This window comes from Streptacidiphilus jiangxiensis (assembly GCF_900109465.1).
Lineage (GTDB): Bacteria > Actinomycetota > Actinomycetes > Streptomycetales > Streptomycetaceae > Streptacidiphilus > Streptacidiphilus jiangxiensis.
On the sequence record NZ_FOAZ01000029.1, the window covers coordinates 1 to 15,951 of the forward strand.

At 70.7% G+C, this 15,951-nt stretch carries 16 protein-coding genes; 1 reads left to right on the top strand and 15 read right to left on the bottom strand.

The features are described from left to right. The 15 genes from BMY61_RS37185 to pyrR all read right to left on the bottom strand — a co-directional run. On the bottom strand, positions 1-214 hold a 214-nt coding region (locus BMY61_RS37185; protein WP_280521069.1), incomplete at its 3' end, for an S-adenosylmethionine synthetase N-terminal domain-containing protein. Positions 215-403: 189 nt separating this feature from the next. After that, positions 404-1,612: a bifunctional phosphopantothenoylcysteine decarboxylase/phosphopantothenate--cysteine ligase CoaBC gene (coaBC, locus tag BMY61_RS37190; RefSeq protein ID WP_042453241.1), complete on the bottom strand. Its 1,209-nt coding sequence runs from the start codon at positions 1,610-1,612 to the stop codon at positions 404-406. 132 nt (positions 1,613-1,744) lie between these two features. Further along, positions 1,745-2,014, bottom strand: a complete 270-nt coding sequence (gene rpoZ, locus BMY61_RS37195) for a DNA-directed RNA polymerase subunit omega (protein WP_042453239.1) — start codon at positions 2,012-2,014, stop codon at positions 1,745-1,747. A gap of 33 nt (positions 2,015-2,047) precedes the next feature. Next, positions 2,048-2,605 (bottom strand): guanylate kinase, encoded by a 558-nt coding sequence (gmk, locus tag BMY61_RS37200; protein ID WP_042453237.1) that lies wholly within the window; start codon positions 2,603-2,605, stop codon positions 2,048-2,050. A gap of 60 nt (positions 2,606-2,665) precedes the next feature. Beyond that, the gene (mihF, locus tag BMY61_RS37205) at positions 2,666-2,989 is read right to left on the bottom strand and encodes an integration host factor, actinobacterial type (RefSeq protein WP_037610072.1); all 324 of its coding nucleotides are present in this window, start codon (positions 2,987-2,989) and stop codon (positions 2,666-2,668) included. A 243-nt stretch (positions 2,990-3,232) separates the two neighbouring features. Continuing rightward, positions 3,233-4,063: an orotidine-5'-phosphate decarboxylase gene (gene pyrF / locus BMY61_RS37210; protein WP_042453236.1), complete on the bottom strand. Its 831-nt coding sequence runs from the start codon at positions 4,061-4,063 to the stop codon at positions 3,233-3,235. Positions 4,064-4,092: 29 nt separating this feature from the next. After that, positions 4,093-5,061: a dihydroorotate dehydrogenase gene (locus tag BMY61_RS37215; RefSeq protein ID WP_042453233.1), complete on the bottom strand. Its 969-nt coding sequence runs from the start codon at positions 5,059-5,061 to the stop codon at positions 4,093-4,095. A gap of 1 nt (position 5,062) precedes the next feature. Continuing rightward, positions 5,063-5,914, bottom strand: coding sequence for a dihydroorotate dehydrogenase electron transfer subunit (locus tag BMY61_RS37220; protein WP_042453231.1), 852 nt, complete (start codon positions 5,912-5,914; stop codon positions 5,063-5,065). 38 nt (positions 5,915-5,952) lie between these two features. After that, on the bottom strand, positions 5,953-7,053 hold the full coding sequence (locus BMY61_RS37225; RefSeq protein WP_042453229.1) for a quinone-dependent dihydroorotate dehydrogenase: 1,101 nt from the start codon (positions 7,051-7,053) through the stop codon (positions 5,953-5,955). A gap of 93 nt (positions 7,054-7,146) precedes the next feature. Continuing rightward, on the bottom strand, positions 7,147-10,452 hold the full coding sequence (gene carB, locus BMY61_RS37230; RefSeq protein WP_042453227.1) for a carbamoyl-phosphate synthase large subunit: 3,306 nt from the start codon (positions 10,450-10,452) through the stop codon (positions 7,147-7,149). Further along, the gene (gene carA, locus BMY61_RS37235) at positions 10,445-11,602 is read right to left on the bottom strand and encodes a glutamine-hydrolyzing carbamoyl-phosphate synthase small subunit (protein ID WP_042453225.1); all 1,158 of its coding nucleotides are present in this window, start codon (positions 11,600-11,602) and stop codon (positions 10,445-10,447) included. The genes carB and carA overlap by 8 nt, the downstream gene beginning before the upstream one ends. Next, positions 11,602-12,204, bottom strand: coding sequence for a PH-like domain-containing protein (locus BMY61_RS37240; protein WP_042453223.1), 603 nt, complete (start codon positions 12,202-12,204; stop codon positions 11,602-11,604). The genes carA and BMY61_RS37240 overlap by 1 nt, the downstream gene beginning before the upstream one ends. Continuing rightward, positions 12,201-13,496 (bottom strand): dihydroorotase, encoded by a 1,296-nt coding sequence (locus BMY61_RS37245; RefSeq protein WP_042453220.1) that lies wholly within the window; start codon positions 13,494-13,496, stop codon positions 12,201-12,203. Before BMY61_RS37245 ends, BMY61_RS37240 begins: the two co-directional genes overlap by 4 nt. Then, complete coding sequence (locus BMY61_RS37250) at positions 13,493-14,467, bottom strand: aspartate carbamoyltransferase catalytic subunit (protein ID WP_042453217.1); 975 nt, start codon at positions 14,465-14,467, stop codon at positions 13,493-13,495. Before BMY61_RS37250 ends, BMY61_RS37245 begins: the two co-directional genes overlap by 4 nt. Next, positions 14,464-15,021 (bottom strand): bifunctional pyr operon transcriptional regulator/uracil phosphoribosyltransferase PyrR, encoded by a 558-nt coding sequence (pyrR, locus tag BMY61_RS37255; protein ID WP_042453214.1) that lies wholly within the window; start codon positions 15,019-15,021, stop codon positions 14,464-14,466. Before pyrR ends, BMY61_RS37250 begins: the two co-directional genes overlap by 4 nt. 368 nt (positions 15,022-15,389) lie before the next feature. Here pyrR and bldD point away from each other — a divergent pair, with 368 nt between their 5' ends. Next, on the top strand, positions 15,390-15,893 hold the full coding sequence (gene bldD, locus BMY61_RS37260) for a transcriptional regulator BldD (RefSeq protein ID WP_037606436.1): 504 nt from the start codon (positions 15,390-15,392) through the stop codon (positions 15,891-15,893). The last annotated feature ends 58 nt before the right edge of the window (positions 15,894-15,951 follow it).

Consider the following 15,951-nt stretch of genomic DNA (forward strand, 5'->3'; position numbering starts at 1 on the left):
TGTCGCGCACCAGCTGCGCGATCGGCGCGTACGCCGACGTGGTCACCTCCCCCGCGACGTGGACCTGACCGGTGGTGATCAGCGTCTCGACGGCGACACGCGAGGACGGGTCGTCCTTCAGCAGGGCGTCGAGGATGGTGTCGCTGATCTGGTCAGCGATCTTGTCCGGGTGACCTTCGGTCACGGACTCGGAGGTGAACAGGCGGCGAGACACAGCGCTCCCTGGGTTGCAGCGGCTGCTGACTGAACCGGTCGGGCGGGATTGCCCGGCGATCCGGAAAGACTTGGAGAACTACTGTCCGGAGTGTAACGAACAAGGCGCGAGATGCGTCCATTCAGTCTCATGTTGTGGATCACCTTTCGGCCACCGGACCTGGCCGAGGTGCTCCCCCACCCTGCGCCGTCAGGCCAGACGGGCGGCCACCAGGTCCCACAGCAGGTCGGCCAGGGCGGCCTTCGGGCCGTACGGGACGGGCGTTTCGGAGCCGTCCGCGCCCAGCACCACGGCCTCGTTGTTGGCGCTGCCGAAGGCCCGGTCCTCGCCGACCTCGTTGACGACCAGCAGGTCGCACTTCTTCCGGGCCAGCTTGGCCCGTCCGTTGACGAGGGCGTCGTTGGTCTCGGCGGCGAAGCCGACCACGATCTGGCCCGGGCGCTGCCGCTCGGCGGAGATCTCGGCCAGCACGTCGGGGTTGCGGACCAGCTCGACGGCGGGCGGCTCCACTCCGTCGACCTTCTTGATCTTCTGCGTCGCGAAGGTCGCCGGACGGAAGTCCGCCACGGCGGCCGCCATCACGACCGCGTCGGCGGTCGCCGTGGCGGTGAGCACCGCCTGCCGCAGCTCCAGCGCGGTGCCGACCCGGACCACGTCCACCCCGGCCGGGTCCGGCAGCTCGGTGTTGGCGGCGACCAGGGTGACCTTGGCGCCGCGCGCCGCCGCGACGGCGGCGATGGCGTAGCCCTGGCGGCCGGAGGAGATGTTGCCGAGGAAGCGCACCGGGTCCAGCGGCTCCCGGGTGCCACCGGCCGAGACGACCACGTGGCGGCCGGCCAGGTCGGTGGCTGTGACGTCCGGGCCGCGGTCCAGCACCCGGCGGCACAACTCGAAGATCGCCTCCGGCTCGGGGAAGCGGCCCTTGCCGGTGTCGACGCCGGTCAGCCGGCCCACGGCGGGCTCGATGACGACGGCACCGCGGCGGCGCAGCGTGGCGACGTTCTCCTGGGTGGCCGGATGCTCCCACATCTCGGTGTGCATCGCGGGGGCGAAGACGACCGGACAGCGGGCGGTGAGCAGCGTGTTGGTCAGCAGGTCGTCGGCCAGGCCGTGCGCGGCCTTTGCGAGCATGTCGGCGGTGGCGGGGGCGACGACCACCAGGTCCGCCTGCTGGCCGATCCGCACGTGCGGCACCTCGTGCACGCTCTCCCACACCTCGGTGGAGACCGGCTGGCCGGAGAGCGCGGACCAGGTCGCCGCACCGACGAAGTGCAGCGCCGACTCGGTCGGCACCACCCGCACCGAGTGGCCGGACTCGGTGAAGCGCCGCAGCAGCTCGCACGCCTTGTAGGCGGCGATCCCGCCGCTGACCCCGAGGACCACGTTCTTACCGGACACCCCGACCCACTCCGATCAACGCATGCGACGACGACGGACGACACATAGACGGACGACACACAAGAAAAACGCCGCGGAGCGTCGGGTTGATCCGACGTTCCGCGGCGTCCAAGCCCATGGGCCCGGCTCCGACTACTGCGGCGCCTCGATGGCCTCGGCGGTGAGCATACCGGCGTTGATCTCGCGCAGCGCGATCGACAGCGGCTTCTCGTGCACGTGGGTGTCGACGAGCGGGCCGACGTACTCCAGCAGGCCCTCGCCCAGCTGGGAGTAGTAGGCGTTGATCTGACGCGCGCGCTTGGCCGCGTAGATCACCAGGCTGTACTTGGAGTCGGTGGCCTCGAGCAGCTCATCGATCGGCGGGTTGATGATGCCTTCGGGCGCTGTCATCGAAGAGGACACGCGGGAACCTTCCGAACGAAAGAAGAAAAAAGATCAGACTACGCGCATCAAGGCTAGCAGCTCGGCCGCTACATCCTCGACGGAGGTGTTGACAAGGGTCGTGTCGAACTCGGCCTCGGCCGCCAGCTCGACCCGCGCCGTCGCCAGCCGCTCCGCGATGACCTCCGTGGACTCGGTGCCGCGGCCGGTGAGGCGGCGGACCAGCTCGTCCCAGGACGGGGGCGCGAGGAAGACGAGCTGCGCCTCCGGCATGGACTCGCGCACCTGGCGCGCGCCCTGCAGGTCGATCTCCAGCAGGACGGGCTCGCCCGACTCCAGCCGGCGCAGCACCTCCGCGCGCGGGGTGCCGTAGCGGTTGCCGGCGAAGGTCGCCCACTCCAGCAGCTCGCCGTTGGCGACGAGCTTGTCGAACTGGTCGTCGTCGACGAAGTGGTACTGGACGCCGTGCTGCTCCCCGGGCCGCGGCTTGCGGGTGGTGCAGGAGACGGAGAGCCAGACCTCCGGGTGTGCCTTGCGCATATGAGCGACGACCGTGCTCTTGCCGACCCCGGAGGGGCCGGAGAGCACGGTCAGCCGCGGACGTTCACTCATGTACCGATTATCCAGGAACCGGGAGGGTTCTCGAACCACCGGCGGACAGGAGCGGGTGGATCAGGAGACCGCGCCGCCGAACTCGCGCTCGAGCGAGGCGATCTGGTTCGTGCCCAGGCCGCGGACACGACGCGACTCGGAGATGCCGAGACGCTCCATGATCTGCTTGGCCCGGACCTTGCCGACACCCGGCAGGGACTCCAGCAGGGCGGAGACCTTCATCTTGCCGATGACGTCGTTCTCCTGGCCCGCCTTGATGACCTCGTGCAGGGAGGCGCCGCTGTGCTTGAGCCGGTTCTTGATCTCGGCGCGCTCCCGGCGAGCCTCAGCTGCCTTGGCGAGCGCAGCCGTGCGCTGCTCAGGGGTAAGGGGCGGAAGTGCCACGCCGTTCACCTCAGTACTTCGAATGAATGGAACAGGACTTAGTGCCAGGTCAGAGGGGGAGGGGACTCCCGAACTGAACCTATGGCCCGGACCCTACCGCTGTTCAGGCCTTTCGTCAGGGAAAAGAGCAGAAAAGTCCTGCTCAGGACCGCTTCCAGGTCGATCGGTGCGGATTTTTCGGCACAAAACGGAACGGACGGCGAACACGCAGCTCAGCGCCCTCACCGCCCGTTCACGACATCTTCACGCCGGAACGGCCGCGCGGATCTCCTCGACGAAGCGCTCCGCGGCGTCCCGCAGCGCCTGGACCGAGGGGCCGTGCTTGAGCACGTCGCGCGACACGCTCGGCACGACGTTGCGCGCGGCCGCGCCGAAGACCCGCGGGATGTCCGCCATGGTCGCCCCCTGGGCCCCCACGCCCGGCGCCAGCAGGGGGCCGTTGATCATGAGGTCCGCCTCGTCCACGTCACTCAGCGTCGCGCCGACCACGGCGCCGAAGGAGCCGAGCGGCTGCGCGCCCGCGTTCTCGGCGGCCAGCTGGTCCAGGATCGACTGCGCCACCGTCCGCCCCTGCGCGCCCACCGCGCGCTGCACGGAGGCGCCCTCGGGGTTGGAGGTCAGCGCGAGCGCGAACAGGCCGCAGCCGTTCTTGCGGGCCAGGTCCACGGCCGGCTGGAGGGAGCCGAAGCCCAGGTAGGGCGAGACCGTCAGCGCGTCGGAGAAGAGCGGGCTGGACTCGGCGAGGAAGGCCTCCGAGTAGGCGGCCATGGTCGAGCCGATGTCGCCGCGCTTGGCGTCCATGACCACCAGCGCGCCGGCGGCACGGGCCTCGGCGACGGACTGCTCCAGCACGGCCACGCCGCGGCTGCCGAAGCGCTCGAAGAAGGCCGCCTGCGGCTTCAGCACGGCGACGCGGTCGGCCAGCGCCTCCACGACGGTCCGCGAGAAGCGCTCCAGACCGGCCGCGTCGTCGCCCAGCCCCCAGGCGCTCAGCAGCGCGGCGTGCGGGTCGATGCCCACGCACAGCTGGCCGCGGTCGTCCATGGCCTGGCGCAGCCGGGCTCCGAAGGTCATCTCTGGTTCCTCGTCTTTCAGCGGTTCGTTCAGTGGTGATGGGCCAGGCCGACGGCGTCCGTCAGCTTGGCGAAGCCGCGCACGGCGAGGGCCTCGCGCAGCTCGTCCAGGACGCGCAGCGGCGCCGTGGGGTCGTTGAAGATCGCGGTGCCGACCGCGACACCGGAGGCGCCCGCGAGGACGAACTCCAGCGCGTCGCGCCCGGTGCGGATGCCGCCCATGCCGAGGATCGGCACGGAGGCGAACTGCCCGGCTCGCATCGCGGCGTGCACCTCGTAGACGCAGCGGACCGCGACGGGGCGGATCGCCGGGCCGGAGAGCCCGCCGCTCGCTGTGCCACCACTTGGGGCCAGGTGCGGGCGCAGGGTGTCGGTGTCGATGACGACGCCGAGCAGGGTGTTGATCATCGACAGGCCGTCGGCACCGGCGCGGACGCAGGCCATGGCCACGTCGGTGACCGAGGTGACGTCGGGCGTGAGCTTGGCGTAGACCGGCAGCGCCGGATCGGCGACCTCGCGGACCGCCGCGACCACGTCGTGGGAGGTGGCCGGGTTGGCGGCGAAGACCAGGCCGCGGTTGTCCACGTTCGGGCAGGAGATGTTGACCTCCAGCCCCACCACACCCGGCTGCCCGTTCAGGGCCCGCGCGCACTCGGCGAACTCCTCGACCCGCTCCCCCGCGATCGAGACCAGCACCCGGGCGCCGCGCTCGGCCAGCCACGGCAGCTCGTGCTCGACGAAGTGCTCGATCCCCGAGCCCTGCAGGCCGATGCCGTTGAGCATGCCGCTCGGCGTCTCCGCCATCCGCGGCGTGGCCCGGCCGGAGCGCGGGTACGGCATGATCGTCTTGGTGGTGATCGAGCCCAGCTCCGCCAGCGGCAGGAACTTGGCCAGCTCGCGCCCGTAGCCGGCGCAGCCGGAGGCCGTGGTCACCGGGTTGGGCAGCGTGCCGGACCCGAAGGGCGCGGTCAGGTCCACGGACGCGGGGTCGATGCTCATGTCACAGCCCTCCCATGGCCGCGGCGCCCTCAAGGTCGGCCGGGACGCTGCCGATGTCGTCCCAGCGCACCCGCGACCCGTCGAAGCACGGCCCGTCCACGCAGGAACGCACGAAACGGCTCTCCCCGTCGTCTCCCACGACCGGCAGCACGCAGGTCATGCAGACGCCCACACCGCAGGCCATCGTCTCCTCCACGGCGGTGAAGCAGCGCACGCTTTCCCGGCTGCACACCTCGGCGACCGCGCGCAGCATGCTCCTCGGCCCGGAGGCGTAGACGACGCGCGCCTCTATGGCCCGCATCGCCTCCGTCAGTGGCAGGGTGACCTGCCCCCTTATCCCGAAAGTGCCGTCGTCCGTGGTCACCAGCACGTCCGGGGTCAACGCCTTGGCGTGCTCGACGCCGAAGAGCCGTTCCGCGGTCGAGGCGCCGAGGATGAACCCGACCGACCCTCCCTGCTCCACGATCCGGTCCGCAAGCCCGAAGAGCGGGGATCCGCCGTAACCGACGCCCACCAGCAAGGCGGAGGCCGGCGCCGTCGGGACCGAGTACGAGGTGCCGAGCGGCGCCACGACGTCCACCGTGTCGCCGACCCGCTGCCGGGCGAGCGCCCGGGTCCCGGGCCCGACCTCGGCAAGGACGATCTCGATCGTCTCCGCCGCCGGGTCGGCACGGTGGATGAAGAACGGCCTGCGCAGCAGCAGCGAACCGTCCGCGCGGTCCACGGCGAGCGCGGCGAAGTGACCGGGCAGAACGCGTTCCGCGATCCCCTCCGCCTGCAGCACGAGCCGGTGGTAGGCACCCACCGGAGACAGCTCCACGATCTCGGCCTGCCGTTGCACCGGGTGCGCCATCGTGCCTGCTCGCCTCTCAGTCGGAGCCCGTGGTTCGGTCAGCGGCGGGCAGCAGCGCCGACCGCGTCCCCCAGGGTCGCATACGGGCTGGCCGCCAGCAGGGACGAAAGTCCCCTGTGGATGCGACGGCACCAGAACGGACCCTCGTAGATGAAGGCCGAGTAGCCCTGCACGAGCGACGCCCCGGCGAGGATGCGCTGCCAGGCGTCCTCGGCGGTCTCGATGCCACCCACGGCGACGAGCGTGATCTGCCCCTCGGTGCGCGCGTACAGCCGCTCCAGCACCTCGTTGGCACGGGCCTTGAGGGGAGCCCCGGAGAGGCCGCCGGCGCCGATGCCCGCCACCTTGGCGGCGTCGGAGCGCAGGCCCTCGCGGCCGATGGTGGTGTTGGTGGCGATGATCCCGTCGAGCCGGAGCTCCAGCGCGAGGTCCGCGACCGCGTCCACGTCGGCGTCGGCGAGGTCGGGCGCGATCTTCACCAGCAGCGGGATGTGGCCGGTGGTCGCATGGGCGTCGAGCGTCTCCCTGACCGCGCTGAGCAGCGGGCGCAGCTGGTCCACGGCCTGGAGGTTGCGCAGGCCGGGGGTGTTCGGCGAGCTGACGTTGACGACGAAGTAGTCGGCGTGACGCGCGAGTCGCTCGGTCGAGGTGACGTAGTCGGCCACGGCCTCGGCCTCGGGGACGACCTTGGTCTTGCCGATGTTGACGCCGACGATCGCCTTCGACGGCTTCGGCCGCGCGGCGAGGCGCGCCGCGACGGCGGCGGAACCCTCGTTGTTGAAGCCCATCCGGTTGATCAGCGCGCGGTCCTCGATCAGGCGGAAGAGCCGCGGGGTGGGGTTCCCCGGCTGCGCCTGGGCGGTGACGGTCCCGATCTCGACGTAGTCGAACCCGAGCATCGTCAGCCCGTCGATCCCGACGGCGTTCTTGTCGAACCCGGCGGCGAGCCCGAAGGGGCCCGGCAGGTCCAGGCCCAGGGCCTTGGTGCGGAGCTTGGGGTCCTGGGGCGCGAGCACGGCCGCGACGAGGTTCCGCAGCCCGGGGACGGAGGCGGCCAGCCGGATCCAGAAGAACGCAAGGTGGTGCGCCTTCTCGGGGTCAAGCCGCTTGAAGACGAGGTTGAAGAAGAGCTTGTACAAAGAAACCTGACCTTAGGTTGCAACCACCTAGGGGCGCGGGGAACTGCGCGAGAACCACCTACGGTCCGCACGCGCTCCCCGCGCCCCAACCCCTTACCGCGAGGCGTTCAGCTGAGCGGCGTGCTCCTGGAGCGACCGCACGCCGACGCTGCCGCCGCGCAGCGCGTCGATGCCCTGGACCGCGGCGCCCATCGCCTGGACGGTGGTCAGGCACGGCACCGAGCGCGCGACAGCCGCCGTGCGGATCTCGTAGCCGTCGAGGCGCGAGCCGGTCCCGAACGGGGTGTTGATGATCAGGTCGATCTCCCCGTCGTGGATCATCTGGACGATCGTCTTCTCGCCCGCGGGGCCCTCGCCCTCGCTGTGCTTGCGCACGATCGTCGCGTCGATGCCGTTGCGGTGCAGCACCTCCGCGGTGCCGCTGGTGGCGAGGATCTCGAAGCCGAGGCCGACCAGCGCGCGGGCCGGGAAGACCAGGTTGCGCTTGTCGCGGTTGGCGACCGAGACGAACACCCGGCCCGACTTCGGCAGCGCCCCGTACGCACCCGCCTGGGACTTCGCGTACGCGGTGCCGAAGACGGAGTCGATGCCCATGACCTCACCGGTGGAGCGCATCTCCGGGCCGAGGACCGTGTCGACGCCGCGGCCGTGGATGTCGCGGAAGCGCGACCACGGCATCACTGCCTCCTTGACGGCGACCGGCGCGTCCAGCGGCAGCGTGCCGCCGTCGCCCTCCTTGGGCAGCAGGCCCTCGCCGCGCAGGTCCGCGATGGTCGCGCCCAGCGAGATCCGGGCCGCCGCCTTGGCCAGCGGCACCGCCGTGGCCTTGGAGGTGAACGGGACGGTGCGCGAGGCGCGCGGGTTGGCCTCCAGCACGTAGAGGATGTCCCCGGCCATGGCGAACTGGATGTTGATCAGTCCGCGGACGCCCACGCCCCGCGCGATGGCCTCGGTGGCCGCGCGCAGGCGCTTGATGTCGTAGCCGCCCAGCGTGATCGGCGGCAGCGCACACGCGGAGTCGCCGGAGTGGATGCCGGCCTCCTCGATGTGCTCCATCACGCCGCCGAGGTAGAGCTCGTCGCCGTCGAACAGGGCGTCGACGTCGATCTCGATCGCGTCGTCGAGGAAGCGGTCGATCAGCACCGGGTGCTCGGAGATCAGACCGGCGTGGCGCTTGAGGTAGTCCGCAAGCGACGGCTCGTCGTAGACGATCTCCATGCCGCGGCCGCCCAGCACGTAGGACGGGCGGGCCAGGACCGGGTAGCCGATCTCGTCGGCGATCTTCTTGGCCTCCTCGAAGGAGAAGGCGGTGCCGTGCTTCGGCGCGGGCAGACCGGCCTCGACCAGCACCCGACCGAACGCGCCGCGCTCCTCGGCAAGGTGGATCGCCTCGGGCGAGGTGCCGACGATGGTGACGCCGTTGTCCTTGAGCGCCTGGGCCAGACCCAGCGGGGTCTGGCCACCGAGCTGCACGAGCACACCGGCGACCGGACCGGCCAGCTCCTCGGCGTGGACGATCTCCAACACGTCCTCGAGCGTCAGCGGCTCGAAGTACAGGCGGTCGGAGGTGTCGTAGTCGGTGGAGACGGTCTCCGGGTTGCAGTTGACCATCACGGTCTCGTAGCCCGCGTCGCTGAGCGCGAAGGAGGCGTGGACGCAGGAGTAGTCGAACTCGATGCCCTGGCCGATGCGGTTCGGGCCGGAGCCCAGGATGATCACGGCGGGCTTGGTGCGCGGCGCGACCTCGCTCTCCTCGTCGTAGGACGAGTAGAAGTACGGGGTCTTCGCGGCGAACTCGGCGGCGCAGGTGTCGACCGTCTTGTAGACCGGGCGGATGCCCAGCGCGTGCCGGACCTCGCGGACCACGTCGGCGCGCAGGCCGCGGATCTCACCGATCTGCTGGTCGGAGAAGCCGTGGCGCTTGGCGTGGCGCAGCAGCTCCGGGTCGAGCTTCTCGGCCTCGGCGAGCTCCTCGGCGATCTCGTGGATCAGGAAGAGCTGGTCGACGAACCACGGGTCGATCTTCGTGGACTCGAAGACCTCCTCGGCCGTCGCACCGGCGCGGATCGCGTCCATGACGGTGTTGATCCGGCCGTCGGTCGGGATCTGGGCCTTGGCCAGCAGCTCGGCCTTGTCGCCGACCTCGGAGACGAAGTCGAACTGCGAGCCCTTCTTCTCCAGCGAGCGCAGCGCCTTGTTCAGCGCCTCGGGGAAGTTGCGGCCCAGCGCCATCGCCTCGCCGACCGACTTCATGGTCGTGGTCAGCGTCGCGTCGGCGGAGGGGAACTTCTCGAACGCGAAGCGCGGGACCTTGACCACGACGTAGTCGAGGGTCGGCTCGAAGGAGGCCGGGGTCTCCTCGGTGATGTCGTTCGGGATCTCGTCGAGGGTGTAGCCGACGGCGAGCTTGGCCGCGATCTTGGCGATCGGGAAGCCGGTCGCCTTGGACGCCAGCGCCGAGGAGCGCGAGACGCGCGGGTTCATCTCGATGACGATGACCCGGCCGTCCTCGGGGTTGACCGCGAACTGGATGTTGCAGCCGCCGGTGTCGACGCCGACCTCGCGGATGACCTCGATGCCGATGTCGCGCAGGATCTGGTACTCGCGGTCGGTCAGCGTCATCGACGGGGCGACGGTGATCGAGTCGCCGGTGTGCACGCCCATCGGGTCGAAGTTCTCGATGGAGCAGACGACCACGACGTTGTCGTGCTTGTCGCGCATCAGCTCCAGCTCGTACTCCTTCCAGCCGAGGATGGACTCCTCCAGGAGCACCTCGGTGGTCGGCGAGAGCGTCAGGCCCTGGCCGGCGATGCGGCGCAGGTCCTCCTCGTCGTGGGCGAAGCCGGAGCCGGCGCCGCCCATGGTGAAGGAGGGGCGGACGACGACGGGGTAGCCGCCGAGCGTCTCGACGCCCGCGAGGACGTCCTCCATCGAGTGGCAGATGACCGAGCGGGCGGACTCGCCGTGGCCGATCCGGGCCTTCACGGCCTCGACGACGCCCTTGAAGAGCTCGCGGTCCTCGCCCTTGTTGATCGCCTCGACGTTGGCGCCGATCAGCTCGACGTTGTACTTCTCCAGCGTCCCGGCCTCGGCCAGCGAGATCGCGGTGTTGAGCGCGGTCTGACCGCCCAGGGTCGGCAGGAGCGCGTCGGGGCGCTCCTTGGCGATGATCTTCTCGACGAACTCGGGGGTGATCGGCTCGACGTAGGTCGCGTCGGCGATCTCCGGGTCGGTCATGATCGTGGCCGGGTTCGAGTTGACCAGGATCACCCGCAGGCCCTCGGCCTTGAGGACACGGCAGGCCTGGGTACCGGAGTAGTCGAACTCGGCCGCCTGGCCGATGACGATCGGGCCGGAACCGATGACCAGAACGGACTGGATGTCGGTGCGCTTAGGCACGCTGGCCCTCCAACAGGGAAACGAAGCGGTCGAACAGGTACGCGGCGTCGTGCGGACCGGCCGCCGCCTCGGGGTGGTACTGGACGCTGAACGCGGGCTGGTCCAGGCACTGCAGGCCCTCGACCACGTCGTCGTTCAGGCAGACGTGCGAGACCTCCACGCGGCCGAACGGCGTCTCGGAGACGCGGTCGAGCGGCGCGTCCACGGCGAAGCCGTGGTTGTGCGCGGTGACCTCGACCTTGCCGGTGGTGCGGTCCTGCACCGGCTGGTTGATGCCGCGGTGGCCGTACTTCAGCTTGTAGGTGCCGAAGCCGAGCGCGCGGCCGAGCAGCTGGTTGCCGAAGCAGATGCCGAAGAACGGCGTCCTGCGGCCCAGCACCTCGCGCAGCACGGCCACCTGGCCGTCGGCGGTGGCCGGGTCGCCGGGGCCGTTGGAGAAGAAGACACCGTCGGGGTTGACGGCGTAGACGTCCTCGGCGGTGGCGTTGGCGGGCAGCACGTGCACCTCGATGCCGCGCTCGGCCATCCGGTGCGGGGTCATGCCCTTGATGCCCAGGTCGAGAGCCGCGACCGTGAAGCGCTTCTCCCCTATCGCCGGGACCACGTAGGCGGCGTCGGTGGCGACCTCGCCGCACAGGTCCGCGCCCTCCATCTGCGGGGCCTGGCGGACGCGCTCCAGCATCGTCGCGTCGTCGGCCAGCGCCGCGCCGGAGAAGATGCCGGCGCGCATGGCGCCCGCCTCACGCAGGTGGCGGGTCAGCGCGCGGGTGTCGATGCCGCTGATGCCGACGATGCCCTGCGCCTGCAGCTCCTCGTCCAGCGAGCGGGTGGCGCGCCAGTTGGAGGAGATCCGGCTGGGGTCGCGCACGACGTAGCCGGCGACCCAGATCCGGGAGCTCTCCGGATCCTCGTCGTTGACGCCGGTGTTGCCGATCTGCGGGGCCGTCATGGCCACGATCTGGCGGTGGTACGACGGGTCGGTCAGGGTCTCCTGGTAGCCCGTCATGCCGGTGTTGAACACGGCCTCACCGAAGGTCTCGCCGACGGCGCCGTAGGCCTGACCGCGGAAGATGCGGCCGTCCTCCAGGACGTAGGCGGCAGGAGTGCGCTCGCGGCGTCGGGTGGTCGTGATGGATGCCGGTGCGGTCATCATGCGCCTTCCACGTTCTCGTCGTTCTTCGAATCGTTCGTACGGGTCACCTTGTCGTGTGCCGTGATCAGCACCTCGATCGCGGTGACCCAGTTGTCGTGCTCGCTGGACCGGTCGGCGCGGAAGCCGGAGTCGAGCTGCTGGTCGCCGAGCTGCCAGGTGATCACCAGCAGGCCGCCCTCGGGGAAGACCTTGCCGGCGATGCCCTTGTCCAGGCGGGCGCCGCGCAGGTCGGCGACCGGGACGAAGAAGCTCTGCGAGGCGGGACGGACCACCTTCAGTCCCTCGGCGCTGAGGGTCAGCTCGACAAGGCTGCGCTCGCCGAGACGGTGGGCGGCGACCCGGTCGAGCCAGTTGCCGGCGGTCGTGGAACCGACGTAGCGGCCCTCGGACTCCAGGATCGGCTCGGTCGTCCGCGACGGCACGGCGGCCGGCTCGGGCAGACCGGACTGGACGGTCTTGCGCCAGTTCCAGCCCTGTCGCATCAGCCAGTAGACGAGCGCGATGACCAGCAGGATGCCGATGACCCAGCCGACCAGGTCGCCCGCATGGGTGACCGGCGCCGAGTGGGGGGCCTCAGCGAGAAGCTGTGTGAGTCTCATACGAGCTCACCGTCGAGCACCTTGGCCTCGCCGCGCAGGAAGGTGGCGACGACGCGTCCGGGCAGGGCCATGCCCCGGTAGGGGGTGTTGCGGCTGCGGGTGGCGAAGGAGTCGGGGTTCACCGCGCCACGGTACTGATCATCGAAGAGGACCAGGTTGGCCGGTTCGCCCACCGAGACGGGCCGGCCGTGGCCGGGGACGCCGCTGATCGCGGCGGGCTTGGCGGACATCCGCTCGGCGACCTCGGCCCAACCCATCAGGCCGGTGTCGACCATCGCGGACTGGACGACGGAGAGCGCCGTCTCCAGGCCGACCATGCCCATGGCCGCCGCGGCCCACTCGCACTGCTTGTCCTCGGCGGGGTGCGGCGCGTGGTCGGTGGCCACGATGTCGATCGTGCCGTCGGCCAGCGCCTCGCGCAGGGCCAGCACGTCGGCCTCGGTGCGCAGCGGCGGGTTGACCTTGTAGACCGCGTCGTAGGAGCGGACCAGCTCGTCGGTCAGCAGCAGGTGGTGCGGGGTCACCTCGGCGGTGACGTCCCAGCCCTTGCTCTTGGCCCAGCGGATGATCTCGACCGAGCCGGCCGTGGAGAGGTGGCAGACGTGCAGGCGCGAGCCCACGTGCGCGGCGAGCAGCACGTCGCGGGCGATGATCGACTCCTCGGCGACGGCCGGCCAGCCGGCCAGGCCCAGCTCGCCGGAGACGACGCCCTCGTTCATCTGCGCGCCCTCGGTCAGCCGCGGCTCCTGCGCGTGCTGGGCGACGACGCCGCCGAAGGCCTTCACGTACTCCAGCGCGCGGCGCATGATCACCGCGTCGTCGACGCACTTGCCGTCGTCGGAGAAGACGCGGACCTGCGCGGCGGAGTCGGCCATGGCGCCGAGCTCGGCCAGCTGCTTGCCCTCCAGGCCCACGGTGACGGCGCCGATCGGCTGCACGTCGCAGTAGCCCGACTCCCGGCCCAGGCGCCAGACCTGCTCGACGACGCCGGCGGTGTCGGCGACGGGGAAGGTGTTGGCCATCGCGTGGACGGCGGTGAAGCCGCCCTTGGCGGCGGCCTTCGTGCCGGTCAGGACGGTCTCGGCGTCCTCGCGACCGGGCTCGCGCAGGTGGGTGTGGAGGTCGACCAGGCCGGGCAGGGCGATCAGGCCGTCGGCCGCGATCTCCTGCTCGCCGTCGCGCGCTTCGAGGTTCGCGCCGATCTCGGCGATGACGCCTTCGGTGATGCGGATGTCCTGCGGCTCCCCGCCGAGGATGCGGGCGTTGCGGATCAGGTGGTTCGTGGTGCTCACTTGCCGGTCTCCTCGGAGGAAGAAGTCGTGATCGCGGGCTCGGAGCCACCGAGCAGCAGGTAGAGGACGGCCATGCGGACGCTGACGCCGTTGGCGACCTGCTCCACGATGACGGCGCGGGCGGAGTCGGCGATGTCCGACTCGATCTCCATGCCGCGCACCATCGGGCCGGGGTGCATGACGAGCGCGTGCTCCGGCATCAGCGCCAGGCGGCGGGCGTCCAGGCCGTAGCGGCGGGTGTACTCGCGCTGGGTCGGGAAGAAGGCGGCGTTCATGCGCTCGCGCTGGACGCGCAGCATCATCACCGCGTCGGCCTTGTTCAGCGCCGCGTCCAGGTCGTAGCTGGTCTGGCAGGGCCAGGTCTCGACGCCGAAGGGCATCAGGGTCGGCGGGGCCACCAGGGTGACCTCGGCGCCGAGGGTGTGCAGCAGGTGCACGTTGGAGCGGGCCACCCGGCTGTGCAGGACGTCGCCGACGATCGTCACGCGGCGGCCGGCCAGGTCGTGGCCGACGCCCGGGTTCAGGTGGCGCCGCATGGTGAAGGCGTCGAGCAGTGCCTGGGTGGGGTGCTCGTGGGTGCCGTCACCGGCGTTGACGACGCTGCCGTGGAGCCAGTCGGAGTCGGCCAGCAGCTTGGGCGCGCCCGAGGCACCGTGGCGGATGACCACCGCGTCGGCGCCCATGGCCTGCAGGGTCAGCGCGGTGTCCTTGAGGCTCTCGCCCTTGGAGACCGACGATCCCTTGGCGGAGAAGTTGATGACGTCGGCGGACAGCCGCTTCTCGGCGACCTCGAAGGAGGTGCGGGTGCGGGTGGAGTCCTCGAAGAAGAGGTTGACGATCGTGCGGCCCCGCAGCGTCGGAAGCTTCTTGACGGAGCGGGCGGAGACCTGCGCCATCTGCTCGGCGGTGTCCAGGATCAGCAGCGCGTCCTCGCGGGTCAGGTCCGCGGTGGAGATGAGGTGGCGCTTCACTTGGCACTGCCTTCCGACTCGCCGAGCAGGACCGCGTCGACGCCGTCCGTCTCGTCCAGCTTGACCTTGACGGACTCGCGCAGCGAGGTGGGCAGGTTCTTGCCCACGTAGTCCGCGCGGATGGGCAGCTCGCGGTGGCCCCGGTCGACCAGGACGGCGAGCTGGACGGCGCGCGGGCGGCCGTGGTCGGCCAGCGCGTCGAGGGCGGCGCGGATCGTCCGGCCGGAGAAGAGGACGTCGTCGACGAGGACGACGAGCTTGCCGTCGATGCCGTCGGCGGGGATCTCGGTGTGCTCCAGGGCGCGTGCGGGCTTCAGCCGCAGGTCGTCCCGGTACATCGTGATGTCGAGGGTGCCGACCGGGAGCTCACGGCCGGTGATCTCGGCGAGCTTGCGGTGCAGGCGGCGGGCCAGATGGGCACCGCGGGTGGGGATGCCGAGCAGGACGACGTCGTCGGCGCCCTTGGCGCGTTCGACGATCTCGTGGGCGATCCGGGTCAACGACCGGGCGATGTCACCCTGGTCGAGAACCTGTCGTTGGGCAGCAGTGGTCATGCCGAAGCCGACCTCCTTCCCCGCCTCACGGGACGGGCCTTAAAGGATGTCTACGGGATGGGGCAGCCGTCGCGCATCCGGAGCCGGACGCACGTCGGGGAGCCGCCGTCAACCCTACCAGGGCGATCACGGCGTGCCGCGCCGGGACCCCCGCCGACCTGCGGCGGGGCCCATGGTTACCGGTGAGTCGCACGGGTGCCTCGTTCGGCTTGACGAACGCTTATCACTCTGCGTAACCTCACACTCAGTTACGGCCACGCGACGAAGCGCCCTGTGTCGTATCGGGGTTCGCGCCGTCCCGGCCGTCACAGGCCAGGCAGAGCAGTGATCAACAGCACTTGTTTTGCACTTACGTCCGGGGAGACACATTGTCCAGCGACTACGCGAAACAGCTTGGCGGCAAGCTGCGCGCGATCCGCACCCAGCAGGGGCTCTCCCTGCACGGCGTCGAGGAGAAGTCCCAGGGCCGCTGGAAGGCCGTCGTCGTCGGCTCCTACGAGCGCGGCGACCGTGCGGTCACGGTCCAGCGCCTCGCCGAGCTGGCCGAGTTCTACGGCGTGCCGGTGCAGGAACTCCTCCCGGGCAGCACCCCGGGCGGTGCGGCCGAGCCGCCGCCGCGCCTGGTGCTCGACCTGGAGCGCCTGGCCCAGGTGCCCTCCGAGAAGGCCGGCCCGCTGCAGCGCTACGCGGCCACCATCCAGAGCCAGCGCGGTGACTACAACGGCAAGGTGCTCTCGATCCGCCAGGACGACCTGCGCACCCTCGCCGTCATCTACGACCAGCCGGCTTCGCTGCTGGTCGACCAGCTGATCAGCTGGGGCGTCCTCGACCCGGACGCGCGCCGCGCGGTCCGTGAGGACGACGCGGTCTGATCCACGGCCCCGCGCCGTCAGCAGAAACGTTGCGGCGGGTTCCCTCCACCGGGGGAAC